Origin of the sequence: Brochothrix campestris FSL F6-1037, assembly GCF_000525915.1 — a bacterium.
Taxonomy (GTDB): Bacteria; Bacillota; Bacilli; order Lactobacillales; family Listeriaceae; genus Brochothrix; species Brochothrix campestris.
This window is the reverse complement of sequence record NZ_AODH01000009.1, coordinates 117035-131119: the sequence shown is the minus strand read 5'-3', so window position 1 is coordinate 131119 and position 14085 is coordinate 117035. Positions and strand designations below refer to the sequence as shown.

The window sequence follows — 14085 nt, the reverse complement described above, 5'->3', positions numbered from 1 at the left end:
TATAGACACGTTTGGAGATAAAACAATTTCGTTTTACCATCGAAGTTGAAGCGATAAAGGTTGTTTTACATCCTTTGCATAAGAAGCGTTGCTTCTTTAAAAAGAGATAGGTTGGAAGGTTATTTGTTTTAGGGAGTGTGATACGTGATAGTTTAGTTCCGTGTTTAATGAGTTTAACTGTTTTATTATTGAAGCCGCAATTCGCACACCGTGAGGGTGTGTAAGAGAGTGTGCCAAAATAACAAGTGCTTAAAACACCTTTAATTAACTGAGTTAAACACCATGTTTTTGGAAAAGAAATAGTTTCATCTGTAATTCCAGAGGAATTCGCGATATTATTAAAAGTGATAGCTGATATTGTCGAATCCCCCTTATAAATTTTTTGTGGTGACTTAATATTATAGGGATTTTGAAAATGTTGCTATTTTTTTGCGAAAAAATAGGCATCAGTGAAAATTCACCAACACCATAAATTATAGAACCTTTAATTCGACTTTGTCTACAACCTGAAACGACGGTATCCCGTCGTTTTTTTACAACAAATGTATAAATATACGTATTGACTTTATATTTATACATGTTTATAATAAGCTTATAATAATAAAGGGGGCCTTTTATGAAAGTTTCTATCGTTGGAGCAACGGGTTATAGCGGTTTAGAATTACTTCGTCTCGTCAGTCAACACCCCAACTTAGAACTGATTTCATTGCATAGTTTAACAGGGAAAGGTGAGTTGTTATCGGAGACGTTTCCGTTAGTTAAAGAGACGGGTTATGATTTAATCGTAGAACCAGTTGATGCTGTACGTATTTCAGCAATTGCTGAAATCGTCTTTTTAGCGACACCGGCAGGGATTGCAAAAGACTTAATTCCATTATTGAGCTCATCGCTACAAATTATTGATTTATCAGGCGACTTTCGGTTAGAAAAGAGTGAAAATTATGACAATTGGTATGGGCAGTCAGCGGCGGCGCAAGCTCTACGTGATGAGGCCATTTACGGCCTCAGTGAGTGGGAGCAGACCGCTTTGATGGGGGCACGCTTAATTGCTAATCCAGGCTGTTATGCCACCGCGATTCTATTAGCTCTAATGCCCTTATTTGAGAAGTTAGCGATGGGAGACGTCATTATCGATGCAAAATCGGGTGTTTCAGGTGCGGGGAAGGGCTTATCGCCAGCAACCCATTTTATGCAAACCCATGATAATTTACAAGCCTACAAAATCAATCGTCATCAACACATTCCTGAAATCGAGCAACAGCTTAGCAAAGTGACTGAGAGTGTCGCACCGATTACACTCACAACGCAGTTGCTACCAATTGCCCGAGGTTTGATGGCAACCATTTATTTTGAAACGTCCGCCACCAATCAGCAACTGTCCGCCATTTTCGCAACGGCTTATCAGCAAGCACCCTTTGTACGCATATTTGCTGAACAGCTGCCGACGATACAACAAGTCATTGGCAGTAATTATTGCGATATTGGCTGGCATAAAGATGAGCGAACAGGTCGTGTGACACTCATATCAGTCATTGATAATTTAGTGAAAGGGGCGGCCGGACAGGCGATTCAAAACGTTAACATCAGTCAAGGTTGGGAGCAAACCTTAGGGTTACCACTCTTGCCAATCTTAATTTAGAGGGAGTTAAAATAATGCAAATACGACATGAGGGACACATAGCCACACCGCTTGGTTTTTATACAGATGGGTTACATGCAGGGTTAAAACGCTTTAAAAAAGATATTGGACTCATCTATTCGGATGTACCGGCGCAAACAGCTGCGGTGTATACGCAAAATTATTTTAAGGGAGCTCCAATTACCGTGACACAAGCGAGTTTGGCAACCTCCTCCTTGACACAAGCCTTGATTGTAAACAGTGGCAATGCCAATACTTGTACAGGGAAAAAAGGCATCGCTGACGCTTATGCGATGCGTGCGGCAACGGCGGCAAAATTACAGCTGCCTGTTGATTATGTGACGGTGGCTTCAACAGGTGTCATTGGTGTGCCACTCAATTTACCACGCGTACTCGATGGGATTGCACAGTTGGATGAAACACAGAGTAATGGTCATGGCTTTCAAGAAGCCATCTTGACGACTGATAAGGCGGTTAAGTCAGTTTGTGTCACGATTGAACTCGATGGTCAAACAGTGACAGTCGCAGGTGTAGCCAAGGGCAGTGGCATGATTAATCCTAATATGGCAACCTTGCTCGGATTTATTACAACAGATGCTGCCATTGAAGGTGTCTATTTAGATAAATTATTACGCCAGACAATTGAGCGGTCATTTAATCAAATTACGATTGATGGCGATACCTCAACAAATGATATGGTATTGGTGATGGCAAATGGTCGGGCTGGCAATGATATACTTTGTGCGAACCATCCTCAAATACTGCAATTTAAAGCCGCTTTAATGTATGTGTGCGAACAGTTATCAAAAAAGGTAGCAGCTGATGGCGAAGGGGCGACTAAACTGATTGAAGTGAATGTGACGGGAGCTCTTCAACAAACTGATGCGCGTTTAATTGCCAAAAAAGTCGTTGGTTCTAACTTAGTGAAGGCTGCCTTCTTTGGTGAAGATGGCAACTGGGGACGGATTATTGATGCAATCGGATACGCCGGAGTACCGATTAATCCTGACACAGTCGATATTGCCATCTCGGGTGTAACGGTACTAAAGAACAGCGAACCAGTAATAATTGATGAGGCTCGTGACTTAACACCCGTGTTAAAAGCGCATGATATTACGATTGCGGTTGAGCTCCATTTGGGCAATGAAGCAGGGACTGCCTGGGGCTGCGATTTAAGTTACGAGTACGTCAAAATTAATGCGGCCTACCGCACATAGGGGGGATAAGATGAGTGAAACAATCGTTATTAAACTAGGAGGCAATGCCTTAAGTACCATCGAACCGGCTTTTTTTAAACAGATTAAAGACTGGCAAACAGCAGGGAAGCGTCTAGTCTTTGTACATGGTGGTGGGCCACAAATTGACACCTTACTTGAGAAACTACACATTGGGATTGAAAAGAAACAGGGATTACGCGTAACCAGTCGTGAAGTACTCGATGTCGCCACGATGGTTTTAGCGGGGAAAATCAATACGGAAATGGTGCTGCAGTTTGCTGCTAAAGGCTTTCAGTCCATCGGCCTCAATGGCAGTGATAATTTACTGTTGAAAGTAAGGCCGATTCATGATCAGATGTTAGGCTATGTTGGTACAGTGGAACATGTTAATGTTGCCTTTTTGAAGATGTTACTCGATCATCACTTAACACCAGTTATTGCTCCGCTAGGCGTGGATGCAAACTTCCAACTGTATAATGTGAACGCCGATATTGCCGCCTGTCATATTGCGGGTGCTCTTCAAGCCGAACAGCTCATCTTATTGACCGACGTACCAGGTGTGTTTGCTAATCAGCGGATTATTAAAGAATCGTTGCCACAGTTAATGCTTGATTACATTGATCGTGGTGTCATTATCGGGGGAATGATTCCGAAGGTGAAAGGCGCAATTGCCGCAGTTAATCGCGGCGTTAAACGGGTCCACATTACCGATAGGATTCAGGTGAGCGGTACTGCAATTACGAAGGAGGCGGTGCTGCAATGACACGCTTGATGAATAATTATGGGCGTCTCCCATTGGTGATTACAACTGCTGCTGGATCGTATGTTACAGATGAGCAAGCACGGCGTTATTTGGACTTTACTTCTGGAATTGCCGTCTGTAATTTAGGTCATCGGCCGGCAGCGGTCGAGGAGGCCGTTCAAGCTCAATTACAACAAGTATGGCACACATCTAACCTGTTTGAAAACCGTTTGCAAGAAAAGGTGGCAGCTTCACTTGTCGTGGGCATCGGTGCACCAGGAAAGGTCTTTTTTTGTAATTCAGGGACAGAGGCGAATGAAGCAGCGATTAAGCTTGCGCGTAAATATACCGGAAAAGAGACCATTGTCAGTTTTGAACAATCGTTTCACGGACGAACATACGGGGCAATGGCAGCCACAGGACAAGCTAAAATCCATAACGGTTTTGGTCGCTTGTTAGCAGGGTTTGATTATTTACCGTTTAACGACAGTGCTGCTCTCATTGAAAAATTAACAACCGATGATGCAATCGCCGCTGTAATGCTCGAACTCGTTCAAGGGGAAGGTGGTGTTTATCCAGCTGATAGTACCTTTATTGATACACTCGTACAGCTTTGCACTGCCAAAAAGATTTTAATTATCGTCGATGAAGTTCAAACCGGTTTTGGTCGTACGGGCGAGCTCTTTGCTACACAGCAGTATCAGTTTGTGCCTGATATTATGACCTTAGCGAAGGGATTGGCAAACGGAATCCCTGCAGGGGCAGTATTTGCTAAACCAGCAGTCGCATCCGCCTTTACACCGGGCACGCACGGGTCAACTTTTGGGGGGAATTATTTGGCAATGGCCGCAGCAGAGGCAGTGCTAACAACGTTAACGACCACTGGTTTTATGGCAGAAGTGCGACAAAAAAAGTGCTTATTTTATGGCACAATTAAGAGAAATCGCAAATGCTAGCCCGCTCATTACCGCTGTTCGTGGTCGAGGTTTTTTAATCGGACTTGAATGTAACCAAGTCGTGGCACCACTCATAGAAGCGTGTCGTGCAGCGGGGTTACTCCTATTGAGTGCGGGAGCAACAGTGATTCGTCTGTTGCCACCAATCACCGCGAGCTACCGTGAACTCAATGAGGCACTTGCACTTTTAACCGTGGTATTTGAGCAGTCGCCACCGCTTATTAAATAAAATGAAGAATTTTCAGAATAATTAATCAGAAGAGGTTGCGGTGTAGTTCAAGATAAGCTACAATAAGTACAATAGTTAAATAGAATGTGAATAGAGGCGCGAGAGCTAAGAGTAAAATGTGGGATGTGTTACGAACACAGTTGAACACGTTTGAAAGGGGTGATCGCCGAAGTGGGGGCTGTGTCGTAGCGAACCTGCTGGTGTGTTGTAAAAGATATAACACATTGTCAAGGAGTCTTGGAGGGCTATTCTCATTGGAAACATACAAACCATTCGTTTGGAACGTTGTCACTTTGAGAAGATAAGCAGAGGCTTATGCTTAAAGTGGTGACGTTTTTTTTTAAAAGAGGACACCGGACGACTATTCATTTAGCTAAATTAAGTCATAGGAGAGTGTTACGCATGGGCATTGTTGTTTTGAAATTTGGAGGCACATCAGTAGGTGATGTAGCTAAGATTAAGGCTACGGCTGAGCAAGCGATTCGTGAAAAAGCACAAGGAAATCAGGTGGTTGTAGTTGTCTCAGCGATGGGGAAATCAACCGATGACTTAGTCGCGTTAGCAACAGTAATTAACCCACAGGCAAGTACACGCGAAATGGACATGTTGCTCACAACGGGCGAACAGGTCACCATTTCACTATTAACGATGGCGCTACAGGCTGCTGGTCAAAAGGCGGTCTCCTATACAGGTTGGCAGGCTGGTATTATTACTGAAGCGGTACATAGTAATGCTCGGATTCAAACAATCGAAACAACAAAAATTGCAACGGCGTTAGCTGACAATCAGATTGTCATTGTTGCTGGTTTTCAGGGAATGAGTGAAAACGGTGAAATTACGACCTTAGGTCGCGGTGGTTCAGATACAACGGCAGTTGCTTTAGCAGCGGCCTTAGGTGCTGCTAAATGTAGTATTTGTACCGATGTCGTTGGTGTGTTCACAAGTGATCCCCGTTATATTACAGGTGCACAAAAGTTAAGAGAGATTGATTACGATGAAATGTTAGAACTTGCCAATCTCGGTGCGGGTGTGTTGCATCCGCGGGCAGTCGAATATGCAAAAAATCACCAAATCCCATTAGAAGTACGTGGAGCACATGTGACAGAAACGGGAACAATTATTAAGGAGGGAACATTATTGGAAACAAAACAAGTTGTGCGAGGCGTGGCCTTTGATGATGAAATTGCGCGTATTCGTGTGAGTTTCACATCGATTACAGCGATGAATATCGCCTGTATTTTTACGAAGTTAGCAGAGGCACATATTGACGTTGATATTATTGTCCAAAGTATCGGAGAAGACGATGGACCATCAGCGGTGTCATTCTCATTAAAAGAAGCTGCACTCGATGAAGCAGTGGCGATTTTAGCAGCCTATAAAGACGTGATTGGCTATGATAGCTTAGTGACTGAGGCTGGTTTGGCGAAGGTATCAATTGTTGGTTCGGGGATGGTTTCCAATCCAGGGGTAGCGGCGCAAATGTTTACGGAATTGCGTCAAGCCGATGTGGACATTCGGATGATTAGTACTTCTGAAATCAAGGTATCCGTTGTGGTACCGCAGGCTAAAATGCTCGTAGCAGCAAACGTATGCCATACTGCTTTTGAGCTTTAAATCGTAGTCTACCTATTCAATCTAATCACCTCGTAAACAAAGTCGCTGCATCACTTTTCACAGAAAAAGCAGTTTGATTCAACTTTGTCTACAATCTGAGCTACTTTTTAAGTGGCTTTTTTTGTGGAGAAAAAGAACGAACAAGCCTCATATCATTTGCTCATGCCTTGCTTTTATTTGTACAATGAAACAACAATGTTTTGTGACTAGTTATAAATGATTGTTTCAAAAGAACGTAATGTGTGAGATACCCTGCTAACAGTCAATTGAATTGTTGAATTCGTAAGGTCTCATTGGTTGAACAACAGAATTTGGGGAGTGGTAAACGTGAAAAATGAGGCGGTTAAAAGCGAGGCAGGATTTTTAAGTGCGAATATCATTATTAGTATTGTGGTTTTATATTTAGTCAGTGTCACGATGATTTATTTAGTAACCAAGAGTTTTAATTTAGTGATTATGCAAACCTTATGGTACATCGTGGGCTCAGTGGGAATAGCAATCATCCGATTATTTGATACAAAATTGATTGAGAAATACGCCATCTGGTTATACTTTGGAGGTATCCTATCGTTGGTAGCAGTTTTATTGTTTGGTAGCAATATTAATGGTGCGCAACGGTGGCTAAAGTTTGGTCCAGTTAGCTTGCAAACGTCTGAGTTTATGAAAATTTTTTTATGTGTTGTTTTTGGCACATGTCATCGCAAAGCATCGTCAGACAAAACAACGTGCCAGTGATATTCTGTTGATTGGTAAAGTACTAGGGGTTTTAATTATCCCACTAATTTTCATTTTAAAACAACCTGACTTAGGGACTGCTATCGTTTTTATCATTATTACGTGTGGCATGTTGTTTATTGGGGGCATCTCGAAGAAAATTATTGCCTTAGCCATTTTGATAGGCGGTACCATCTTAGGTTTATTTGCTTATTTAGTTATTTTTAACCGTGGGCTGTTATTAAAAATAGGGTTTGAAAATTACCAGTTTAAACGGATTGATACATGGTTCGATGGTTCTGCAGTAGATGCCGATTCGGCCTTTAATGTTGAACAAGCCGTTAAGGCGATTGGATCAGGTGGCTATTTTGGCAATGGCTTTGAATCGCAGGTCTATGTGCCGGAACGCCATACGGATTTTATTTTCAGTATGATTGGTGAAACCACTGGTATGATTGGCTGTGCCATTTTGATTATTGTTTACTTTTTTCTGATGTATTATTTAATTCGGACGTGTTTTATGACGAAAACACTGTATCACACCTATGTGATTTCAGGTATTTTGATTTTGATGAGTTTTCATATGTTTCAAAACATTGCGATGAACATCGGCCTAATGCCGGTTACGGGGATTCCACTGCCCTTTATAAGTTATGGCGGATCCTCAATTTTAGCAAATATGCTCAGTTTAGGCATCGTTCTAGCGATTCAAAAAAATCATTATGAATCAGTCTTCGGTAAAAAACGGCAGTACGAAGAAATGGCGACTAATTTTGAGGAGTAGGCTAATGCCTTTACTGCAATTTTATGCTAAAATAAAGGCATTGAATCGAAGTGAAGGTGATGTTTAATGACCACATTAACAATAGCAAATTTAGAAGATACAGAACGTCTCGGTCTGAGCATCGGTCGTCTGTTAGAAGCCAACGATTGCATTTTACTCGAGGGTGATTTAGGTGCGGGCAAAACAACTTTAACAAAGGCGATTGCCCGTGGTTTAGGTGTTGAAGCAATGGTTAAAAGCCCGACCTTTACTATCATTCGCGAGTATGAAGGACGGTTACCGTTATATCATATGGATGCCTACCGTCTTGAAGATGCAGACGATGATTTAGGATTTGAAGAATACTTTACCAATAACGGTGTAGTAGTCGTTGAGTGGGCGCATTATATTGCTACTTTTTTACCGTCGCAGTTTTTACGTCTGTCACTCAAACATATTGATGAATTTTCACGTGAACTAACAATCGAAGCAGAAGGCGAGCATTATCAAATGCTCGTTGAGGAGGTCTTGGCACAATGGTAACACTCGCAATTGATTCATCAGCAAAAGCAATGACTGTCGGTCTAGTTAACGACGAAACCGTCTTAGGTGAAATCACCTTGAACGTCCAACAAAATCACAGTGTACAATTGATGCCAGCTATCGAGTATTTGATGGCAGCGAGTCAGGTTACACCGCAACAACTTAGCGCGATTGCCGTCGCCCAAGGACCAGGTTCTTACACAGGTTTGCGCATTGGGGTAACAATTGCGAAAACACTTGCCTGGGATTTAAAACTGCCGTTATATGGTGTGTCGACCTTACGAACGTTGGCTGATAATATTACGGTGTTCGATGGTTTAATCGTTTCGTTAGTCGATGCCCGACGCAATGCTGTTTTCGCGGGTATTTATCGTCGCGCAGCAATAGGCGATACGATTGAAACGGTTGTGACTGATCAATACGTCACGATGCCCGACTTGCTCGAGCAACTCGCAGAGCGTCAAGAAGCGGTGATGATCGTTGCCTCAGCAGCTGATATTAGTCTCTATCAAGCACAAATTGAAGAACATTTGGCACAAACTGTTTTTGCAGATACGGCCGCTGGGATGCCGTCAGGGGCACGCTTGGCGTTACTTGCTCAATATGAAAAACCACAGGATGTCCATACATTTGTGCCAACCTATATTCGCATGACAGAAGCGGAAACCAATTGGCGTAAAGCCCAAGGATTAGATTAATGGCTAGTTCATTAACCTTTCGTCCAGCAGTGGCGCGTGATATTGATCAGCTTGTTGCGATTGAACAGGCCTGTTTTGCAACACCTTGGGATCGAGCCGCGTTTGCATATGAATTAACCATCAATCAGTATGCCTATTACGTTGTGATTGAAAGTGAGCAGACGATTATTGGTTATGCAGGGGCCGGCTTTATTTTTGATGAAGGTCATATAACTAATGTGGGGATATTACCGGCTTACCGTGGTCAAGGATTAGGGTTGCGACTCATGCAACAACTCATCGCACAGGCACAAAAACAACAGGTCAGTTACTTAACGTTAGAAGTACGCGAAAGCAATGTGATTGCCCAGCGCTTATATCAGAAATTGGCTTTTCGTCCAGTCGCTCTTCGCAAAAAATATTACAGTGATAATCAAGAAGATGCGCTTATTATGCGGGTTGATTTTAACAAAGAGAGTGAGGATGTCAAATGAACGTGCGAATAGAACATGATACGATGGGTGAAATTGCAGTGCCCGCCGACCATTTATGGGGTGCACAAACACAACGGAGCCTCGAGCATTTTAAAATTGGTACTGAAAAAATGCCAGATGCACTTATTTTAGCATTTGCTCAGTTGAAAAAAGCAGCAAGTGTTGCGAATCATAACTTGAATAAATTGTCAGCTGCTAAGCAAGCAGCCATTGCACAAGCCTGTGATGAAATTATTGCCGGTCAATGGGCCGATGAATTTCCGTTATCGCTCTGGCAAACTGGTAGTGGCACGCAGACGAACATGAATATGAATGAGGTCATTGCCTATCGTGCGAATCAGTTAACGTCAGAAACAATTCATCCGAATGACGATGTTAACATGTCTCAGAGTTCAAATGATACGTTTCCGACAGCGATGCATATTGCTGCTTATGCTGAAATACAGTCTAGCTTGCTGCCAGTTGTGGCACAGATGCAGGCTGTCATGTTGCAAAAACAAGCACAATACCAACAGCTTGTTAAGATTGGTCGGACGCATTTACAAGATGCGACTCCTTTAACTTTTGGGCAAGAAATTTCTGGTTGGGAAGCGATGCTTAGCATGTCGATGCACCAGATTAACGAAAGTGCGCAACACTTATTAGCGTTAGCGATTGGCGGTACAGCAGTCGGTACCGGCTTAAATGCGCATCCGCTGTTCGGTGCGAAGGTGGCCCAACAGTTAAGCGTACAAACCGGTTACCCGTTTGTGAGTGCTGACAATAAATTCCATGCGCTGACTAGTCATGATGGCTTAGTTTATGCGCATGGTGCAATTAAAGGCCTCGCTGCCAATGCGCTGAAAATTGCTAACGACATTCGCTTGTTAGCAAGTGGCCCACGCAGTGGCATCGGTGAGTTACAGTTACCCGCAAATGAACCTGGTAGTTCAATTATGCCAGGTAAGGTGAATCCGACGCAGGCGGAAGCCTTAACGATGGTAAGTGTACAAGTGATGGGAAACGATGCGGCAATCGGCTTTGCAGCTAGTCAAGGTAACTTTGAGCTGAATGTCTATAAGCCTGTTATTATTTATAATTTTTTACAGTCGGTCGGCTTATTAACCGATGCACTGCGCTCATTTAATGTTAATTGCTTGGTAGGAATGGAAGCAATCCCGAGTCGGATGGACGAATTAGTACAGCAATCACTCATGCTCGTTACGGCTTTAAATCCGCAGATTGGCTATGAAAAAGCAGCGAAAATTGCCAAGGCTGCCTTTGTTAATAATTGCTCACTCAAAGAAGCGGCCATTGCTTCAGGTGACGTCACTCCAGCGCAATACGAACAATGGATTGATCCACTAAAAATGGTGAATTTACAAACGTCAACAACTGAAGGTGAAGAAACTAATGGAAACTAAGCGCTTAATTTTAGCATTTGAATCAAGCTGTGATGAAACGAGTGTCGCAGTTGTACAAAACGGCTCAGAAATCTTATCGAATGTGGTGTCTTCGCAAATTAAAAGTCATCAACGATTTGGTGGCGTAGTGCCTGAAATCGCATCACGTCATCACGTTGAACAAATTACGTATGTGATTGAAGCAGCTTTGACAGAAGCTGGCAAAACGATAGATGAAATGGACGCCATCGCTGTGACACAAGGACCTGGTTTGGTCGGTGCCTTGTTAATCGGTGTTAGTGCCGCTAAATCATTGGCGTTTGTCCATCAAAAACCATTGATTGGTGTCCATCATATTGAAGGTCATATTTTAGCGAATCGATTAGTCCAACCCTTAACGTATCCACTGATTGCACTAGTCGTTAGTGGTGGGCATACCGAGTTAGTCTACATGGCCAACGATCATAGTTTTGAAATCATCGGTGAAACACGTGATGATGCCGCTGGTGAAGCGTATGATAAAGTTGGACGGACAATGGGACTGACGTATCCTGGAGGAGCCAAGATTGATAAATTGGCGCTTGAAGGCGAAGATACCTATCATTTTCCACGGGCAATGCTCCATGAAGATAACTTGGATTTTAGTTTTTCAGGTTTAAAATCGTCATTTATCAATACGATTCATAATAAAGAACAACGCAATGAACCAATCGATAAAGCCAATTTTGCGGCGAGTTTCCAGGCGGCTGTAGTGGAAGTGCTCGTGACCAAAACGATGCGTGCGTTGGAACACTATTCGGTCGGTATGCTTGTTATGGCTGGTGGTGTGGCCGCGAACCAAGGGTTACGTCAAGGCTTAGCAGCTGCTTTAACAGCACAGTTCCCTGAGGTTGAATTGGTGATTCCGCCGTTAAGTCTCTGTGGCGATAATGCCGCAATGATTGGTGCAGCAGGCGATATGTTGTTGCAACAAGGTGTCTTTAGTGACATGAGTTTGAATGCCCGCCCGGGTTTTATGTTTGAAAAACATTAATACTCACTTAGGAACAGCAGATATCTTCAGTCTGAAAAAAGATAGCATGAGCTATCTTTTTTTTTGTCCTAATTAATTTTAAGCAATACACAGTTATTTTTAAGTGATAGCTAAGCTAACGATAACATAGGTGATAATCTATAAATGTTAAAAATGATGTTCGATATAAATAATAGTCTAGCGATATATAATCTCAGAAAGGTAACGACTGGTTGATTGACAGCGCTGCTTGAGAAGGATAGTCTAACGCTAATACACGGAGAAAGTGTAAAAGATGGGTGGAGGTTATCATGTTACACGCTCAAAACATTACGAAAAAGTGGGGACAGACGAAGGTGTTGGATGACCTGTCGGTGAGCTTAGCGCCAGGAACAATCACCGCCATTATTGGGCCGAATGGCTGTGGAAAAACGACCTTGTTTCGCTTGTTAGCGGGTATTATTGCACCAACAACGGGGACTGTCTCACGGTCAGAACGATTGAAACACTGTTTCTTCTTACAAGGTCATGAGATGCTGTATGATCATTTACAGTTCGTAGCAGCCATGTATCAGTCGTCCCAATCGCTTGGAGCGTTGGTGAAAAAATTACAGCTCACTGCTTGGATCCATCGCAAAGTGAAACATTATTCATTGGGGATGAAACAGCAGCTCTTGTTTGCGATGGCACTATTGTCTGAGACCTCCTTCTATTTATTGGATGAGCCCTTTAATGGACTCGATGTAATTGTGGCGCAACGATTGAAGCAACAGGTGATGAGCTTGAAAAAACAGGGGGCAACGATTGTTTTTTCATCGCATCAGCACTCTGATAGTGACCAATTAGCGGATGACTGTTATTTTATGAAGGCTGGGAAATTGCTTGAACAGACGACGATTCAACCAACGACTGAGCGTTATTTACTCAGGCTCAATCGTGTACCCCTCGCAACCGAAATCGCATATTTAACAGCGGAAGCAAACGTTCAGCAACTGGTAATGAACGATGAGAACCTTACTGTTACGATCACACCTGAAACAATACATGCCTTCATTAAGAGCTGTGAAGCATGTCAGTTAACAGTTAAGACCGTGACTAGTAGGCTGGATGAAACGAGACGAGCATATGAAGCACTCTATGGTGAGGAGGGGAAGCGTGATGTTGCAGCTGTTAGCCTTTGAATTGAAAAAAGTGGGGAAGCAAAAAGCGGGCTATGTTACACTCATTCTCTTGCTCATCGCCGTTGTGGGAGTCTATGGTTTACATCATAATCAAGTAAAGATCCTAACCCAAACGGCCATCTCTGATCAACAAGTAAATAACACCTCGATTGAACTGACCTTGCATCAATTACAGTTGCAAGAAGCGGATGAAGGAATAAACCAAATGATTGCCAGTAATGAGCATGAGCTTCAATTGGGAAAAGACCGCTTAACCGCCTTGCAATTAGAGATAGAAAGCTTAGTTTATCGATTAGACCAGATTGCAGCCGGGACATTAGCAGATGGAGAAGAGACGCGTGCGATTGAAGCGGGCCTTGCTCTCAAACGTAAGTTGGCAGCTGAGCATTATCCAGTCAATGACACAGGATTTTTCATTTGGGCACCTGATTTTGCGGAGGCAAGCCTCTCGTATTTGTTTCCGTATAGTTTAGCCGGTTGCAGTGGTGGATGGAGCATCTTTTCTTATCCGGTCATTATTCAAACGGTGGGCAGTTATCATTTGAGTTCTATCGGTGTTCTGTTGTTGCAAACAACCGTGTTGAGTCTAACGGTACTTTATTTTTTAGTCAACCTTGCAAGCCTGTGCGTGTTGCTCTTGAAAAATAGCGTATTGACCTTGAGTGTGTTGATTGTATGCCTGATAGCTACACAACAGATGGTTGAACGATTAGATACAATCGATGCATGGTGGGTAGTGTATAATCCGTTTGTGTATGCGAATGTTGTGGGCACAGTTGATGGCACTTTGGCAAATTATCTTCATGCCTCCGAGGTCAACACCGTGTTTGCCGCGGTCATCTTAAGTGGTGCGGGTCTAATTTGTGGTTTGATTGGCTACTGCTTTCATCGTCAGGAAAAATTGTGTTTAGTGAAATAAAAG

At 43.0% G+C, this 14085-nt stretch carries 14 protein-coding genes, 1 pseudogene and 1 riboswitch; of the genes and pseudogenes, 14 read left to right on the top strand and 1 reads right to left on the bottom strand.

The window, feature by feature from the left end:
- Window positions 1-265, bottom strand: a 265-nt coding sequence (locus tag BCAMP_RS14600) for a transposase family protein (RefSeq protein WP_269479251.1), incomplete at its 3' end; no start/stop codon positions are given.
- A 351-nt stretch (window positions 266-616) separates the two neighbouring features.
- Between BCAMP_RS14600 and argC the strand changes: the two genes are divergently transcribed.
- The 14 genes and pseudogenes from argC (at window position 617) to BCAMP_RS02545 (ending at window position 14082) form a co-directional block, all read left to right on the top strand.
- Window positions 617-1639 (top strand): N-acetyl-gamma-glutamyl-phosphate reductase, encoded by a 1023-nt coding sequence (gene argC, locus BCAMP_RS02605; RefSeq protein WP_035313411.1) that lies wholly within the window; start codon window positions 617-619, stop codon window positions 1637-1639.
- 14 nt (window positions 1640-1653) lie between these two features.
- Window positions 1654-2856: a bifunctional glutamate N-acetyltransferase/amino-acid acetyltransferase ArgJ gene (argJ, locus tag BCAMP_RS02600; protein WP_035313409.1), complete on the top strand. Its 1203-nt coding sequence runs from the start codon at window positions 1654-1656 to the stop codon at window positions 2854-2856.
- Between the two features lie 10 nt (window positions 2857-2866).
- Window positions 2867-3619: an acetylglutamate kinase gene (argB, locus tag BCAMP_RS02595; RefSeq protein WP_035313407.1), complete on the top strand. Its 753-nt coding sequence runs from the start codon at window positions 2867-2869 to the stop codon at window positions 3617-3619.
- Window positions 3616-4783: pseudogene (locus BCAMP_RS02590) on the top strand (acetylornithine transaminase). Before argB ends, BCAMP_RS02590 begins: the two are co-directional and overlap by 4 nt.
- An 83-nt stretch (window positions 4784-4866) precedes the next feature.
- Window positions 4867-5039, top strand: a riboswitch (Lysine riboswitch).
- Window positions 5040-5185: 146 nt separating this feature from the next.
- Window positions 5186-6397: an aspartate kinase gene (locus tag BCAMP_RS02585; protein ID WP_035313406.1), complete on the top strand. Its 1212-nt coding sequence runs from the start codon at window positions 5186-5188 to the stop codon at window positions 6395-6397.
- A gap of 327 nt (window positions 6398-6724) precedes the next feature.
- Window positions 6725-7132 (top strand): FtsW/RodA/SpoVE family cell cycle protein, encoded by a 408-nt coding sequence (locus BCAMP_RS12390; RefSeq protein ID WP_051456825.1) that lies wholly within the window; start codon window positions 6725-6727, stop codon window positions 7130-7132.
- Entirely contained in the window at window positions 7083-7895 is an 813-nt protein-coding gene (locus BCAMP_RS12385) for an FtsW/RodA/SpoVE family cell cycle protein (RefSeq protein WP_198015681.1), read from the top strand. The genes BCAMP_RS12390 and BCAMP_RS12385 overlap by 50 nt, the downstream gene beginning before the upstream one ends.
- Window positions 7896-7961: 66 nt before the next feature.
- Complete coding sequence (tsaE, locus tag BCAMP_RS02575; protein ID WP_035313404.1) at window positions 7962-8417, top strand: tRNA (adenosine(37)-N6)-threonylcarbamoyltransferase complex ATPase subunit type 1 TsaE; 456 nt, start codon at window positions 7962-7964, stop codon at window positions 8415-8417.
- Complete coding sequence (gene tsaB, locus BCAMP_RS02570; RefSeq protein WP_035313403.1) at window positions 8411-9115, top strand: tRNA (adenosine(37)-N6)-threonylcarbamoyltransferase complex dimerization subunit type 1 TsaB; 705 nt, start codon at window positions 8411-8413, stop codon at window positions 9113-9115. Before tsaE ends, tsaB begins: the two co-directional genes overlap by 7 nt.
- Complete coding sequence (gene rimI / locus BCAMP_RS02565; RefSeq protein WP_035313401.1) at window positions 9115-9588, top strand: ribosomal protein S18-alanine N-acetyltransferase; 474 nt, start codon at window positions 9115-9117, stop codon at window positions 9586-9588. Before tsaB ends, rimI begins: the two co-directional genes overlap by 1 nt.
- Window positions 9585-10991 (top strand): class II fumarate hydratase, encoded by a 1407-nt coding sequence (fumC, locus tag BCAMP_RS02560; protein WP_051456823.1) that lies wholly within the window; start codon window positions 9585-9587, stop codon window positions 10989-10991. Before rimI ends, fumC begins: the two co-directional genes overlap by 4 nt.
- Window positions 10981-12003, top strand: a complete 1023-nt coding sequence (gene tsaD, locus BCAMP_RS02555) for a tRNA (adenosine(37)-N6)-threonylcarbamoyltransferase complex transferase subunit TsaD (protein WP_035313399.1) — start codon at window positions 10981-10983, stop codon at window positions 12001-12003. The genes fumC and tsaD overlap by 11 nt, the downstream gene beginning before the upstream one ends.
- Before the next feature lie 290 nt (window positions 12004-12293).
- Window positions 12294-13163: an ABC transporter ATP-binding protein gene (locus tag BCAMP_RS02550; protein ID WP_035313397.1), complete on the top strand. Its 870-nt coding sequence runs from the start codon at window positions 12294-12296 to the stop codon at window positions 13161-13163.
- Entirely contained in the window at window positions 13141-14082 is a 942-nt protein-coding gene (locus BCAMP_RS02545; protein WP_035313396.1) for a hypothetical protein, read from the top strand. Before BCAMP_RS02550 ends, BCAMP_RS02545 begins: the two co-directional genes overlap by 23 nt.
- Window positions 14083-14085: the final 3 nt, after the last annotated feature.